Raw genomic sequence first — 14513 nt, 5'->3', positions numbered from 1 at the left:
ATTATGATTTTTTTCTTTTGATTAAAAGGTCGGGGTTTTCTATAGGATTTTCATTCCCTGCTAAAGCATTATCAATCTTTTCGATATAATCTAAGCTGTCGTCCAAATAAAAAATTAACTCTGGGACGCGTCTTAGTTGTTGTCTTACGCGTTGAGCTAAATCGTGTTTGATTAAAGGAGCATTTGTTTTGATAGCTGTTAACAATTCTGCGCCTTTATCTGAAGGAAAAATACTTAAATATACCTTAGCAATGGATAAATCGGAAGTTACATTTACTTTTGAAACAGAAATAAGTAAGTTTGAAAGGGCGTTTTTTCTCACTTCGCCTTGCAAAATATCTACTAAATCTTTTTGTAATAAGGTTCCTATTTTCTTTTGTCTATTTGTTTCCATGTGGCAAAAATACAATAAGATTTTTGATTGAAGATGACCGATTTTAGATTTTTGAAATTTTGTATTCTATTTAATTTTATAATTTTACAAAAAATAACAAGATGAGAAAAATTGAACATATAGGAATTGCAGTTAAAAATTTAGACGAATCAAATACTCTTTTCGAAAAACTATTTGGACACCCCCCTTACAAAGAAGAAGAAGTAGCGAGTGAAGGTGTAAAAACTTCTTTTTTTAAGAATGGCCCTAATAAAATTGAACTCTTAGAAGCTACGAATGCCGACAGCCCAATTGCAAAATTTTTAGAGAAAAAAGGTGAAGGCATTCATCATATTGCTTTTGATGTAGAAAACATTTACACCGAAATAGAACGCTTACAAAAAGAAGGTTTTACGGTTTTAAACGAAACACCAAAAAAAGGAGCTGATAACAAATTAGTAGCCTTTTTACATCCAAAAACAACAAACGGCGTGTTGATAGAGCTATGTCAAGAAATCGCTGAATAGCAATCTTTTAGTAGAAAATATAAAAGAAGCAGTAAAAAAATTTGCAGTAAAAAGAAATAAGCAGTAATATTGCACCTCCAAATAAAGCTAAGGTTTTATTCGCTACATACAGAACGAACATCTGTGAAGCAAACCGGTCCTATAGCTCAGTTGGTTAGAGCACCTGACTCATAATCAGGTGGTCCCTGGTTCGAGCCCAGGTGGGACCACAACAAAATCAAGCCTTACAGAAATGTAGGGCTTTTTTATCTTAAAGAAGTCAACCTTACTACATACTTCCCTATTACATCAAATTCTAGATTAATTCTTGTACCTATTTGTATAGTTTTAAAATTAGTATGCTCAAAAGTATAAGGAATAATTGCCACGCTAAAGCGATTGCGTTCAGAATTTACAACTGTCAAACTCGTTCCGTTTACCGTAATAGAACCTTTTTCAATGGTAATATTCGTCAAACTGGCATCATACTGAAAGGTAAATATCCAACTTCCATTAGCCTCTTCTATTGAAGTACACACTCCGGTTTGATCTACATGTCCTTGCACAATGTGCCCATCAAGTCGGTCGCCAAGTTTCATAGCGCGTTCCAAATTAATTACATCGCCTACTTTCCAAGTCCCTAAAGTTGTTTTATTTATGGTTTCTTGTATGGCCGTTACTACGTGACTTTTTTCATCGCATTGAATTACCGTTAAGCACACGCCGTTGTGCGCTACACTTTGATCAATCTTTAATTTAGAAGCAATGGCAGACGCTACTTTTAAATGAATATTTCCGTCTTCTTTTGTAATCTCTTCAATTATTCCTAAGGTTTCTATGATTCCTGTAAACATATCACGTAAATATTTTATAAATTTGCATCAAAAATAAAAAGAAAAAATGGTAAAACATTCAGAAAATATCATTGTTGGGGTTTCTATTGGAGATATGAACGGAATTGGACCAGAAGTAATTCTAAAAACTTTTGAAGATTCTAGAATGCTAGAGGTATGCACACCTGTTATTTTTGCCAATGCAAAAATTGTTTCTTTTTTCAAAAAAACATTTAACCTTACTGCTAATATACACGGAATTGACAAATTAGACCAACTCGTACTTGGCAAAATTAATGTATTAAACGTATGGCGTGAAGGGGTAAATGTAGAATTTGGCACACTTGATGACGCTGTTGGCACGTATGCCATCAAATCGTTTCAAGCGGCTACACAAGCACTAAAAAACAATAAAATTGACGTACTCGTAACTGCGCCCATTAATAAATACAACATTCAAGCTGAGAATTACAAATTTGCAGGACATACAGATTACCTTAACGAACAATTAGAAGGTGATGCTTTAATGTTTATGATTCATGAAGATATTAAAGTAGGTTTGGTTACAGACCATGTCCCTATACAAGAAGTGAACAAACACATTACACCTGCATTGCTTGAACAAAAAATCAATACAATCAACGAAACTTTACGTAAAGATTTTAGAATCAATAAACCAAAAATTGCCGTTTTAGGTCTTAATCCGCATTGTGGTGACAATGGTGTTATTGGCAAAGAAGATGCTGAAATTATTAAACCCACGCTTGAACGTTTATTTAAAAAAGGCATTCAAGTTTTTGGTCCATTTGCGGCAGATAGTTTTTTTGGCTCAAATCAACACGCAAAATTTGACGCTGTAGTAGCCATGTATCACGACCAAGGATTAATCCCTTTTAAAACATTATCTTTTGGCGAAGGGGTTAACTATACAGGAGGCCTTACTAAAATTAGAACGTCACCAGACCATGGCACAGGCTTTGACATTGCTGGTAAAAATGTAGCACACGAAAGCTCATTTAGAGAAGCTGTATATAGTGCTATAGATATTTTTAAAAATAGAAATGAATATAATGAACTAACGCACAATCCATTAAAAATTAGCGCTAGTAAAGAATAATTAAAAAAAAGTATGTAAAAGTATTGTATTTACAATATTTTTGTATCTTTGCACACCTTAAAAGAAAAGGAAAAGCTGTTGTTATGGACAATATGAAAGAATTTTTAGTTCAATTTTCTGGATTAAAATTAGGCAAACACCAGTTTGAGTTTCTAGTAAACGATACGTTCTTTAAGCATTTTGATTTTGAAGAATTTAACCATTCTGAAATCAAAGTAAAATTACTGTTAGAGAAGAAAAGCACTATGCTTGAACTTCATTTTTCACACGCAGGAACAGTAAATGTTCCTTGTGATTTAACGAATGAAGATTTTGATTTACCTATTAAAGGAAAATTAAATCTTATAGTAAAATTTGGTGATGAGTTTAATGACGAAAATGAAAGTTTTATCATTTTGCCTCATGGTGAATTTCAAGTAAATATTGCACAATATGTGTATGAAATGATTGTATTGTCTGTTCCTACAAAAAAAACACATCCAGGCGTTAAGGATGGAACCCTACAATCTGATGCATTAGTACAATTAGAAAAGTACGCTCCAACAGAAAGAGAAATAAAAGAAACTGAAGATATAGACCCTAGATGGGAAAATTTAAAAAAACTATTAACGGATAAAAAATAGAATAAAATGGCACATCCTAAACGTAGACAGTCGAAAACGAGAAGAGATAAAAGAAGAACACACTACAAAGCGTCAGTTCCTCAAATTGCAACTTGTGCAGTAACAGGTGAAGCACACTTATACCACAGAGCTTATTGGCATGAAGGTAAAATGTATTATAGAGGTCAAGTAGTAATTGACAAAACTGAAGCTGTAGCTTAAGTAATAGAAAAATATTGAGAAACTCTCACGCTGTGAGAGTTTTTTTATTTAATAGCCAATTATCTTTACTAATATAGGTTAGTTTTGGAAATTTTTTTGTAATTTCCACCGCTTTTCGCAATGAATTCTTGCAAAGAAAATTATTTATTTATGAATAAAATTACTGCCGCAATTACAGCCATTGGTTCTTATGTCCCAGACTTTGTCTTGTCTAACCAAGTATTAGAATCTATGGTAGACACTAATGACGAATGGATTACTTCAAGAACAGGCATTAAAGAAAGAAGAATACTCAAAGAAGAAGGAAAAGGCACTTCATACCTTGCCATAAAAGCCGCTCAAAATTTATTAGAAAAAGCACAATTAGACCCCAAAGAAATCGATTTGGTGATCATGGCAACTGCAACGCCTGATATGCCTGTAGCTTCAACAGGGGTATATGTAGCAACTCAAATTGGAGCTGTTAATGCGTTTGCGTTTGACCTACACGCCGCTTGTTCTAGCTTTTTATATGGATTATCAAATGCCTCGGCCTATATTGCCTCTGGAAAATATAAAAAAGTATTATTAATTGGAGCCGACAAAATGTCTTCAATAATTGATTATACAGACCGTGCAACTTGTATCATCTTTGGAGATGGTGCAGGTGCTGTTTTATTAGAACCAAATCATGAAGGCCTAGGTGTTCAAGATGAACTGTTAAAAAGCGACGGCATCGGAAGAGAATATTTAAAAATTGAAGCGGGTGGTTCTATCTTACCCCCTAGTCAAGCAACAATAGATAACAAACAACACTATGTTTTTCAGGATGGTAAAACGGTATTTAAATATGCTGTTTCTGGAATGGCAGATGTGAGTGAAAAAATCATGGAACGAAATAACTTGTCAAAAGACGATATCAATTGGCTAGTAGCACATCAAGCTAATAGACGAATTATCGATGCCACGGCAAGTAGAATGGGATTAGAAGACGAAAAAGTATTAGTAAATATTGAAAAATATGGCAATACAACCTCTGCTACACTACCTTTAGTACTATGTGATTTTGAACATCTTTTCAAAAAAGGAGACAATATCATCTTTGCAGCTTTTGGTGGTGGCTTTACATGGGGAGCTATCTATTTAAAATGGGCTTATAATAAATAAAAATAACAAACAAACTAAACTACAAATTTCAATATTATGGATATCAGAGAAATTCAAAACCTAATTAAATTCGTAGCTAAATCAGGTGCTACAGAGGTTAAATTAGAAATGGATGATTTTAAAATTACCATTAAAACCACTTCAGAAGGAACTGAATCAACTTATGTTCAACACGTTCCTGTTGCTCAACCCGTACAACAAGTTGCTGCTCCTGTTGCTGCAAATGCGCCGGTAATTCCAGCAGCTCCAGCAGAAGAAGACAATTCAAAATATGTGGTAATTAAATCGCCAATGATTGGTACTTTATATAGAAAACCTGCACCAGACAAAGCACCTTTTGTAGAAGTTGGCAGTACAATTTCAAAAGGAGATGTAGTGTGTGTAGTAGAAGCTATGAAATTATTCAATGAAATTGAAGCTGAAATTTCAGGTAAAATCGTAAAAGTATTGGTAGATGATTCTTCACCAGTAGAATTTGACCAACCTTTGTTTTTAGTTGACCCATCATAAAAAAGTTAGAAGTTAGCCCTTCGACGTAGCTCAGGATGACAAGAATTTAGAAAGTTTCTTTCTTTATAATTGTCTAATTGACAAATTGTCTAATTATCTAATTAAAAAAACATGTTTAAAAAAATATTAATAGCAAATAGAGGTGAAATTGCACTACGTGTTATACGAACATGTAGAGAAATGGGCATTAAAACTGTTGCGGTATATTCTACTGCTGATGCAGAAAGTTTACACGTAAAATTTGCCGATGAAGCCGTTTGTATTGGTCCTGCACCAAGTAACTTATCTTACCTAAAAATGGCTAATATCATTGCTGCTGCAGAAATTACAAATGCAGACGCAATTCACCCGGGATATGGTTTCTTATCAGAAAATGCAAAGTTTTCTAAAATTTGTCAAGAACATAACATCAAATTTATTGGAGCTTCTCCTGAAATGATTGACAAAATGGGAGATAAGGCAACTGCAAAAGCAACTATGAAAGCAGCTGGCGTGCCATGTGTTCCTGGGTCTGAAGGAATTATTGCAGATTTTAAAGAAGCGCAAAAATTAGCTAAAGAAGTTGGTTATCCTGTTATGCTAAAAGCTACTGCTGGAGGTGGAGGTAAAGGAATGCGTGCGGTATGGAAACCAGAAGATTTAGAGAAAGCTTGGGAAAGTGCTCGTCAAGAAGCAGGTGCTGCCTTCGGAAACGACGGTATGTACATGGAAAAATTAATTGAAGAACCAAGACATATTGAAATTCAAGTCGTTGGGGATTCATTTGGAAAAGCTTGTCACCTCTCAGAAAGAGATTGTTCTGTACAACGTCGCCATCAAAAATTAACGGAAGAAACACCTTCCCCGTTCATGACTCCTGAATTAAGAGAAAAAATGGGTAATGCAGCCGTAAAAGCAGCAGAATATATTAAATATGAAGGCGCTGGAACAGTTGAGTTTTTGGTAGACAAACACAGAAATTTCTACTTCATGGAAATGAACACACGTATTCAAGTAGAACATCCTATTACTGAACAAGTAGTGGATTATGACTTAATTCGTGAACAAATATTAGTAGCAGCGGGTGTGCCTATTTCAGGAAAAAATTATTACCCGCAGTTACACTCTATTGAATGCCGTATTAATGCTGAAGATCCTTACAATGATTTTAGACCTTCACCAGGCAAAATAACTGTATTGCATTCGCCAGGAGGACATGGTGTTCGTTTAGATACTCACGTTTATGCTGGTTATACTATACCACCTAATTACGATTCAATGATTGCTAAATTGATTACTACTGCTCAAACAAGAGAAGAAGCAATTAGCAAAATGAAACGCGCTTTAGATGAATTCTATATAGAGGGAATCAAAACTACTATTCCTTTTCATAGACAGTTAATGGATCATCCTGATTATGTTGCAGGAAACTATACAACTAAATTTATGGAATCTTGGGTTATGGATGACCCTGCAGAATAACAAAAAATAAGCTAATCAATGATTAGCTTATTTTTTTTATGTCTTTCATTACTTTAAAGGCAATATCTATTTGATTTTCATCTACAATAATTGTAAACTCATTAGTAGTGGAAATAACCTCATTAATAATAACCCCTTCCCAAGCTAATGATTGAAATATATAATAATAAACCCCTGGTACAGAAACATTTTCTTGCGGAAGTTTAACCGTTATTGAAGATAAATTTTCTTTTTTATTTAGCACTTTTTCTGTCTTGAGCAGATTTTCTACTAATGCATGTACAGAAGAACTAACTACTATATTCGTTTCATTAACCCCTCGTGAAGAAGTATAAAACACGTCTTTTAATTTGTTGATTTCCGAAATAAGTTTAGCTTGATTATCTAATAATGAATCTGAAGTAATAAAGGTATAATCTGTTAAAGATGAACGAACAGTTATTTCCCCTATATTTTGTAAAACTTTTGAAACTTTATGACTTATTCTAAAATCTAATTCTTCAGAAATGCGTTTCAATGCCATCACAACAGCACCTTGTTTAATATCTTTCCCTAAATGAATTTCTATTTCAGGCATAATAACTCTTGCCAAAGAAGTTAAATTAATAATTCCTTCTGACAACGAACTCAATAAAAACGGTTTTGTCTTTAAATATTGTTCTACAACGGAAGCTACTGTTTTCATGTGTTTAGATTTTATTTTTGCAAATATACTAATTTTGTTACAAATATAACTTAATGTTGTAAATACTAATCGAAGTAATAAAATGCTTCTTCAATATGCTCAATAGAAAATTCGTTAGCAGTAGCATGGATAGCTATGATATCAAACCGTACTGTAACATCTAAATCCCGTGAAATAACATATTCGTTTATGGCTTTAACTAACAATTTTATTTTTTTTGGTTTCACAAAATCTTGCGGTAAACCAAAATCTAAACTTGAACGCGTTTTTACTTCCACAACCGCCAATACGCTACCTTTAAGTGCAATAATATCAACTTCTGCTTTCTGAAACGTCCAATTTGTTTCTAAGATTTCATAGCCGTTTTGCTTTAAAAAATCTACCGCGATTTCTTCCCCTTTTTTTCCTAAATCGTTATGATTTGCCATTTTATAATGTGTCAATTTCAATGTGTCGATTTGCCAATTTTATATAAATTGAAGTTTTATTTCTTTTTCATTCACTTCAAAATCTACATGTTTACCAAGAATCAAAGTTCGATTATCCGATTGATGTCCCGCAGGAAAATCAAAAGCAAATGGAATATGATATTCTTTAGCAATATCTGTAATAATTTGCACTTCATTTTGCCCAAATGGAATTTCATTATCGTGCATATCCGTCATACTTCCTACTATAATTCCTTTTACATTTTCGAAATAACCATTACGTTTTAAATTATACATCATTCGGTCAATATGATACAAATATTCGTCTAAATCTTCTATAAATAGAATTTTATCTTTTGTACTTATTGCTGATTTTGAACCTAATAAACTGTATAAAATAGAAAGATTGCCTCCAACCAATTCACCCGAAGCAGTTCCTTTAACATCATAATTTTTCGAAGGAATTATATATGAAATCGTTTCGCCAAAAAGTGCTTTTCGCAAAGTTTCTTTTACTTCTTCAGGTGCGGTTGGAACCGTAAATGGCATTATGGAATGTAAAGACGCTACACGTTCTACATTTAATTGGCTATGCAAAACGGTTACATCAGAGAAGCCCATAATCCATTTAGGATGTTGCTTGAAATTTGTAAAATCTAACGCATCTATAATCCTCACCGTTCCATATCCACCTCGAGCGCACCAAATTGCTTTTACGTTTTCATCATCTAATTGAGTTTGAAAATCTGCCGCTCTTTCGGAATCAGTACCTCCTAATTGAAAATTATCTAAGCCTATTGTGGTTCCCAATTTTACGTTTAGTCCCCAAGATTCTAATAAATCAATAGCTGGTTTTGCGTCTTCAGGAAAAAATTTACGCGCCGTACAAACAAGTGCAACGGTATCTTCAGCCTTTAAAAATGGTGGTGTAATCATATAAAATTCAATAAGAATTCAAAAATAAGGAATTTGAATAGAAAAATTCGTCTATTCCTGTCAAATGAATTATTTTTGCATTAAATTTAATGACGATATGTTTGAAAATCCAACGCAAAGCGAAACAAAAAGATATACGATTACTGCGGCACTTCCCTACACAAATGGCCCTATTCACATTGGACATTTAGCAGGTGTTTACGTGCCATCTGATATTTATGCAAGATATTTACGATTACAAGGAAAAGATGTGGCTTTCATTTGCGGAAGTGATGAGCACGGTGTGGCGATTTCAATGAAAGCTAAAAAAGAAGGCATCACGCCACAAGAAGTAATTGATAAATATGACGGAATTATTCGTCAATCGTTTTTAGATTTTGGGATTTCTTTTGATAATTATTCCCGAACTTCCTCGGAAATTCATCATAAAACAGCTTCGGAATTTTTCAAAAAACTGTACGATAACGGTGATTTCATTGAAGAAACTACCGAACAATTATACGATGCAAAAGCAGACCAATTCTTAGCAGACCGTTTCGTTACTGGAACTTGCCCAAAGTGCGACAACCCAGAAGCGTATGGCGACCAATGTGAAAAATGTGGTTCGACTTTAAATGCAACCGATTTAATCAATCCGAAATCGACTATTACTGGTGAAACGCCTATATTAAAATCGACAAAACACTGGTTTTTACCTTTAAATCGTTACGAATCGTTCTTAAGAGAATGGATTTTAGAAGGTCATAAAAACGATTGGAAACCGAATGTGTACGGACAAGTAAAATCATGGGTGGATGGTGGTTTAGAACCAAGAGCCGTAACACGTGATTTAGATTGGGGAATTGATGTGCCTGTTCCAGGTGCCGAAGGAAAAAAATTATACGTGTGGTTTGATGCGCCTATTGGTTACATTTCTGCAACCAAAGAATGGGCAGCTCGCGAAGGAAAAGATTGGGAACCTTATTGGAAAGATGCCGATACAAAATTGGTTCATTTCATTGGAAAAGACAATATCGTATTCCATTGTATTATTTTTCCAGCGATGTTAAAAGCAGAAGGAAGTTATATTTTACCAGATAATGTTCCTGCAAACGAATTTTTGAATTTAGAAGGAAATAAATTATCGACTTCTAAAAACTGGGCAGTTTGGTTACACGAATATTTACAAGATTTCCCAGAAAAACAAGATTCGTTACGTTATGCATTAACGGCAAATGCGCCAGAAACGAAAGACAACGACTTCACTTGGAAAGATTTTCAAGCGAGAAATAATAATGAATTAGCAGCGATTTTTGGAAATTTCATCAATCGTGTGGTGGTATTAACCAATAAATATTACAACGGAATTGTTCCTGCTCCAAACGAATTTTCGGAAGTTGACGAGCAAACATTAGCCGAACTAAAAGCTTATCCAGCAGTGATTTCAAGTTCAATTGAACGTTACCGTTTCAGAGAAGCATTAGTAGAATTAATGAACGTGGCCCGTTTAGGGAATAAATATTTAGCCGACGAAGAACCTTGGAAAATGATTAAGGAAAATCCGGCAAGAGTACAAACGCAAATGTATATAGCATTGCAAATTGCTTCTGCATTAGCGATACTTTCTGAACCGTTTTTACCGTTTACATCTGCTAAATTGTGCAACATTTTACAGATTAAAGTCAATAATTGGAATTTAGAATTTGAAAATTGGTCTTTAACAAAACCTGGGCATCAAATTGGTCAAGCGGAAATTTTGTTTGCCCAAATTGAAGATGCCGAAATCCAAAAACAATTAGATAAATTAGAAGCAACTAAAACAGCCAATGCTTCGATAAACTCAGCACAAGTTATGGAACCTCAAAAAGAAATCATCACTTTTGAAGATTTTGCCAAAGTAGATTTACGAATCGGGACGATTATTGAAGCCGAAAAAATGCCGAAAGCCAACAAATTATTGGTCTTAAAAGTAGATACCGGAATTGATGTAAGAACCATCGTTTCTGGAATTGCAGAGCATTTTATGCCAGAAGAAGTTATTGGAAAACGCGTAACAGTTTTAGTTAACTTAGCCCCTAGAGCTTTACGTGGTGTGGAAAGTGAAGGTATGTTATTATTAACCAATACTGCAGAAGGTAAATTGGTTTTCGTAAATCCAGATACTTCGACAACGCTCAGTACAGGTACGGAAGGTGTAATTAATGGTGCGATGATTTCTTAGTATGAACCCTAAAGTAATCGCATTTGATGCAGACGACACCCTTTGGCACAACGAACCCTATTTCGATGAGGCACAAGAACGCTTTTGTGTGTTGTTTCAAGATTATGCGTCACATCAAGAAATTTTAGGTTTAATTTTAAATCATCAAGTCAATAATTTGCCGTTGTATGGTTTTGGTATCAAAGCGTTTACATTATCGATGATTGAAACGGCTTTGGAATTGACTAATCATCAAATTTCGGGCAAAGGAATTGAGCAAATTTTAGCTATTGGAAAAAATTTATTGCAAAAACCCGTAGAATTACTTCCAAATATCACTGCTGTTTTAGAACAATTGCAAGGAAAATATAAATTGGTCGTAGCTACAAAAGGCGATTTAAAAGACCAACATCGTAAGCTTCACGATTCTGGAATAGGCGCTTTTTTTCATCATATTGAAGTGATGAGCGATAAAACCGAATTTGATTACGAAAAAATGTTAGGTCGTTTAGATTGCAAAGCAGAAGATTTTTTAATGATTGGAAATTCCTTAAAATCAGATGTTTTGCCTGTGTTAAAAATTGGCGGACACGCTATTCATATCCCTTATCACACAACTTGGGAATACGAAAAAATTGATTTTGAGATTGAACATAAAAATTTCAAATCCGTTACCCAAATTACTGAAATTTTAACCTTACTAAAATGAAACAAACAATAGACCTCGCTACTTGGAACCGTAAAGAGCACTTTGAATTTTTTTCAACTTTTGAAGAGCCGTTTTTTGGAATTACCACACCTATAGATATGACTATTGCTTATGAAAAAGCGAAAGCCATTCAAATTCCGTTTTTTGTTTATTATTTACATAAAACGATTGCTGCGGTTAATCAAGTGGAAAATTTCAGGTATCGAATAGAAGAAAACGAAGTGGTACTTTATGACGAAATAGATGCTTCTTCCACGATTATGCGTGAAGATAAAACGTTTGGCTTTTCATTTATGAAGTTTAACTCAGATATTCATGAATTTACTAAAATTGTACAAACTGAAATTAAACGCATTCAAGTAACACCTGGGCTTTTTACACGGGAATTCCCCGGAAATATTATTCATTTTTCAGCAATTCCATGGATTAACTTTACAGGTCTAACCCATTCTAGAAGTTATACGTTACCAGATAGTTGTCCAAAAGTTTCATGGGGAAAATTAATAGATGAAAATGGGCAAAAAACAATGTCTATGGCAGTAATGGCACACCATGGACTGATTGATGGATACCATATGGGGTTATTTATAGAAATTTTACAAACGGAGTTAAATAAATAAACCACTGATTGCTCAGTGGTTTATAGAACCAAAATTTTAAAGAATTACTTCCCTAACAACAACAATTCGCTTACAAGAATTTCAGTCACATAGCGTTTGTTTCCGTCTTTATCGTCATAATTTCTGTGGGTTAATTTCCCTTCTACAGCAATTTCTTTCCCTTTAGTAACATATTTTTCAATGATCTCTGCTGTTTTACCCCAAGCCGTTACACGATGCCATTCGGTTTGTTCTACTTTGTCTCCTTTTTCGTTGTAATAAAAATCATTTGTAGCAATAGTAAGCGTTGCTACTTTCTTGTTGTTAATTGTTTTAACTTCTGGTTCTTGTCCTACGTGTCCGATTAATTGTACTCTGTTTTTCATGGCGTGTAAATATTTAATGTTAATAATTATGTTACTCTTTTAGTCGCAGTCGCAGTTTTCAGTCTCAGTCATTTAATTTATGATTTACAACCGAATTTTGTTGGATTTAAAATCATATAATTAATTATTTTACCAACTTCTTCCGACTTATTTACCAAATCAACATATTGAGACTTTGATAAATAATTACATTCTAAAGCAAAATCTAACCAAACGGAAGTTTCAGAATTTTCACCATCAGAATCGGTCAGCTTACTTATAAAATGATTTATATATCTTCTTTTTCTGTAAGCTTCTGCGATATTGGCACATACACTTCTTGACAATCTTCTAACTTGATCTGTTAATGCGTATTTTTCATCTTTTGGAAATGAATCAGATATTTTTTTAATTTCCATAGCTAATGAAAAAGCTTTTTGATAGGCTAATAATTTTTTGAAATCCATTTTATTAATTTTTCTGAAAACTGTGACTGAAAACTGTGACTCATCACTCTTTCATTTCGACAGTGCAAAGATGTGGCAAAAAAAATATGCTATTCGGTAGTTAGTTATTTACTTTCGGTTGTAACTATTTGTAAGCGTTTGTAAACGGAAATTTTGTATATTTGAAAAAAAAGCAATTATGTCAAAAACCTGTTTAGAATGTGGCGATAAAATAATAGGCCGAGAAGATAAAAAGTTTTGTTCAGATGGCTGTCGTAATGCCTTTAATAACAAAATGAACAAAGATCAAAATAACATGATGCGCAACATTAATAACAAATTGCGTAAAAATTATCGTATTCTTTGCGAATTAAATCCAGAAGGCAAAACCAAAACAACTCGAAATAAAATGAGTAATAAAGGATTTGATTTTGAATTATTTACTTCCATATTAAAAACAAAAACAGGCAATACCTATTATTTCGTTTATGATTATGGCTATATGGAAATAGAAAATGAACAGTATGTATTAGTCAAAAAAGAAGCCTAAATGAAAACAATTTCGATACTCGGCTGCGGTTGGCTCGGTTTACCTTTAGCTAAATCATTGCTTTTAAAAGGTTATGAAGTAAAAGGCTCCACGACTTCTAAAAGCAAATTAGAAGTCTTTAAAAATGTTGGAATTTTACCTTTTCAAATTCAATTAGAAGCACATCAAATTATTGGAACTGTTGAAGAGTTTTTGAATGAAACGAATGTTCTACTAATTGCTATTCCACCAGGTTTGAGAAAAGTCAACTCGACTTTAGAGGAAATGACATTTGTAAATAAAGTAAAAACATTAATTCGATTTATCGAAAAATCAGGGATTCAGAAAGTTCTTTTTGTGAGTTCTACTTCAGTATTTGGAGACCGTTTTCCGATTGTAGAAATCACTGAAGAAACGATACCAAATCCAGATACGGAAAGCGGCAAACAATTAGCTATTGCCGAAACACTTTTACAATCGAATCCGCATTTTAAAACTACTGTAATTCGTTTTGGTGGATTAATAGGAGAAGACAGAAATCCGATAAATCAATTACAGCATAAAACCATTCCAAATCCAGATGCACCTATCAATTTAATTCATCAAATGGATTGTATTGGAATTATAGAAACAATACTTGCAGAAGAAAAATGGAATGAAGTTTATCAGGCATCAGGCATTAATACCCTTACTAGAAGGGCTTACTATACAGCTAAAGCTAAAGAACTAGGAATTCGAAATCCCATTTTTGAAGAAAAAATAGCAAGTAAAGGCAAGCATATTCTATCTAAAAAAATAGAAAAGGAATTAAATTACACTTTTAAGGTAATCAAATAAAAAAGCCACTTAAAAGTGGCTTTTTTACTG

At 33.5% G+C, this 14513-nt stretch carries 19 protein-coding genes and 1 tRNA gene; 13 read left to right on the top strand and 7 right to left on the bottom strand.

Annotated features, from left to right (window positions below; genetic code table 11):
- Position 1 precedes the first annotated feature (1 nt).
- Positions 2-394, bottom strand: coding sequence for a 30S ribosome-binding factor RbfA (gene rbfA / locus RF683_RS00980; protein ID WP_309532375.1), 393 nt, complete (start codon positions 392-394; stop codon positions 2-4).
- A 101-nt stretch (positions 395-495) separates the two neighbouring features.
- Here rbfA and mce point away from each other — a divergent pair, with 101 nt between their 5' ends.
- Together mce and RF683_RS00970 are read left to right on the top strand one after the other, a co-directional pair.
- Entirely contained in the window at positions 496-900 is a 405-nt protein-coding gene (mce, locus tag RF683_RS00975) for a methylmalonyl-CoA epimerase (protein WP_309532374.1), read from the top strand.
- A gap of 135 nt (positions 901-1035) precedes the next feature.
- A tRNA-Ile gene (locus tag RF683_RS00970) sits at positions 1036-1109 on the top strand.
- A 36-nt stretch (positions 1110-1145) separates the two neighbouring features.
- On the opposite strand, the gene RF683_RS00965 is transcribed toward RF683_RS00970, so the two are convergent.
- Positions 1146-1733, bottom strand: coding sequence for a riboflavin synthase (locus RF683_RS00965; protein WP_309532373.1), 588 nt, complete (start codon positions 1731-1733; stop codon positions 1146-1148).
- 46 nt (positions 1734-1779) lie between these two features.
- On the opposite strand from RF683_RS00965, the gene pdxA reads away from it, so the two are divergent.
- The 6 genes from pdxA (at position 1780) to accC (ending at position 6770) form a co-directional block, all read left to right on the top strand.
- A complete protein-coding gene (pdxA, locus tag RF683_RS00960; protein WP_309532372.1) occupies positions 1780-2829 on the top strand; it encodes a 4-hydroxythreonine-4-phosphate dehydrogenase PdxA in 1050 nt (349 codons plus the stop codon).
- An 83-nt stretch (positions 2830-2912) separates the two neighbouring features.
- On the top strand, positions 2913-3452 hold the full coding sequence (locus tag RF683_RS00955) for a YceD family protein (RefSeq protein ID WP_309532371.1): 540 nt from the start codon (positions 2913-2915) through the stop codon (positions 3450-3452).
- A 6-nt stretch (positions 3453-3458) separates the two neighbouring features.
- The gene (rpmF, locus tag RF683_RS00950) at positions 3459-3653 is read left to right on the top strand and encodes a 50S ribosomal protein L32 (RefSeq protein WP_014389594.1); all 195 of its coding nucleotides are present in this window, start codon (positions 3459-3461) and stop codon (positions 3651-3653) included.
- Positions 3654-3803: 150 nt separating this feature from the next.
- Positions 3804-4799, top strand: coding sequence for a beta-ketoacyl-ACP synthase III (locus RF683_RS00945; protein WP_309532370.1), 996 nt, complete (start codon positions 3804-3806; stop codon positions 4797-4799).
- 36 nt (positions 4800-4835) lie between these two features.
- Positions 4836-5309, top strand: a complete 474-nt coding sequence (accB, locus tag RF683_RS00940) for an acetyl-CoA carboxylase biotin carboxyl carrier protein (RefSeq protein ID WP_309532369.1) — start codon at positions 4836-4838, stop codon at positions 5307-5309.
- 111 nt (positions 5310-5420) lie between these two features.
- The gene (gene accC, locus RF683_RS00935; protein ID WP_309532367.1) at positions 5421-6770 is read left to right on the top strand and encodes an acetyl-CoA carboxylase biotin carboxylase subunit; all 1350 of its coding nucleotides are present in this window, start codon (positions 5421-5423) and stop codon (positions 6768-6770) included.
- A gap of 22 nt (positions 6771-6792) precedes the next feature.
- Here the strand turns inward: accC and RF683_RS00930 are convergent, their stop codons facing one another.
- The 3 genes from RF683_RS00930 to RF683_RS00920 form a co-directional block, all read right to left on the bottom strand.
- The gene (locus tag RF683_RS00930; RefSeq protein WP_309532366.1) at positions 6793-7455 is read right to left on the bottom strand and encodes an aspartate kinase; all 663 of its coding nucleotides are present in this window, start codon (positions 7453-7455) and stop codon (positions 6793-6795) included.
- 65 nt (positions 7456-7520) lie between these two features.
- Positions 7521-7883 carry a YraN family protein gene (locus RF683_RS00925; protein WP_309532365.1) on the bottom strand — a complete coding sequence of 121 codons (363 nt, stop codon included), beginning with the start codon at positions 7881-7883 and terminating at the stop codon, positions 7521-7523.
- A 39-nt stretch (positions 7884-7922) separates the two neighbouring features.
- On the bottom strand, positions 7923-8819 hold the full coding sequence (locus RF683_RS00920) for a S66 peptidase family protein (RefSeq protein WP_309532364.1): 897 nt from the start codon (positions 8817-8819) through the stop codon (positions 7923-7925).
- 97 nt (positions 8820-8916) lie between these two features.
- Between RF683_RS00920 and metG the strand changes: the two genes are divergently transcribed.
- From metG to RF683_RS00905, 3 genes are read left to right on the top strand one after another with little or no spacing between them, the layout of a single operon-like run.
- Positions 8917-11019 carry a methionine--tRNA ligase gene (gene metG / locus RF683_RS00915; protein ID WP_309533176.1) on the top strand — a complete coding sequence of 701 codons (2103 nt, stop codon included), beginning with the start codon at positions 8917-8919 and terminating at the stop codon, positions 11017-11019.
- A gap of 1 nt (position 11020) precedes the next feature.
- Positions 11021-11707, top strand: coding sequence for an HAD family hydrolase (locus RF683_RS00910; RefSeq protein ID WP_309532363.1), 687 nt, complete (start codon positions 11021-11023; stop codon positions 11705-11707).
- Positions 11704-12327: a chloramphenicol acetyltransferase gene (locus RF683_RS00905; protein ID WP_309532362.1), complete on the top strand. Its 624-nt coding sequence runs from the start codon at positions 11704-11706 to the stop codon at positions 12325-12327. The genes RF683_RS00910 and RF683_RS00905 overlap by 4 nt, the downstream gene beginning before the upstream one ends.
- A 44-nt stretch (positions 12328-12371) precedes the next feature.
- Here RF683_RS00905 and RF683_RS00900 read toward each other — a convergent pair whose 3' ends face one another.
- Together RF683_RS00900 and RF683_RS00895 are read right to left on the bottom strand one after the other, a co-directional pair.
- Positions 12372-12692 (bottom strand): single-stranded DNA-binding protein, encoded by a 321-nt coding sequence (locus RF683_RS00900; RefSeq protein ID WP_309532361.1) that lies wholly within the window; start codon positions 12690-12692, stop codon positions 12372-12374.
- Positions 12693-12769: 77 nt separating this feature from the next.
- Positions 12770-13138, bottom strand: coding sequence for a four helix bundle protein (locus RF683_RS00895; protein WP_309532360.1), 369 nt, complete (start codon positions 13136-13138; stop codon positions 12770-12772).
- A gap of 178 nt (positions 13139-13316) precedes the next feature.
- Between RF683_RS00895 and RF683_RS00890 the strand changes: the two genes are divergently transcribed.
- Together RF683_RS00890 and RF683_RS00885 are read left to right on the top strand one after the other, a co-directional pair.
- On the top strand, positions 13317-13667 hold the full coding sequence (locus RF683_RS00890; RefSeq protein WP_309532359.1) for a hypothetical protein: 351 nt from the start codon (positions 13317-13319) through the stop codon (positions 13665-13667).
- Positions 13668-14483 carry an NAD-dependent epimerase/dehydratase family protein gene (locus tag RF683_RS00885; protein ID WP_309532358.1) on the top strand — a complete coding sequence of 272 codons (816 nt, stop codon included), beginning with the start codon at positions 13668-13670 and terminating at the stop codon, positions 14481-14483. It begins immediately after the preceding gene.
- The last annotated feature ends 30 nt before the right edge of the window (positions 14484-14513 follow it).

This window comes from Flavobacterium sp. 20NA77.7, assembly GCF_031326205.1.
Lineage (GTDB): Bacteria > Bacteroidota > Bacteroidia > Flavobacteriales > Flavobacteriaceae > Flavobacterium > Flavobacterium nakdongensis.
Note: the sequence above shows the minus strand (reverse complement) of the source record. Positions and strands in the feature narration are given on the sequence as shown.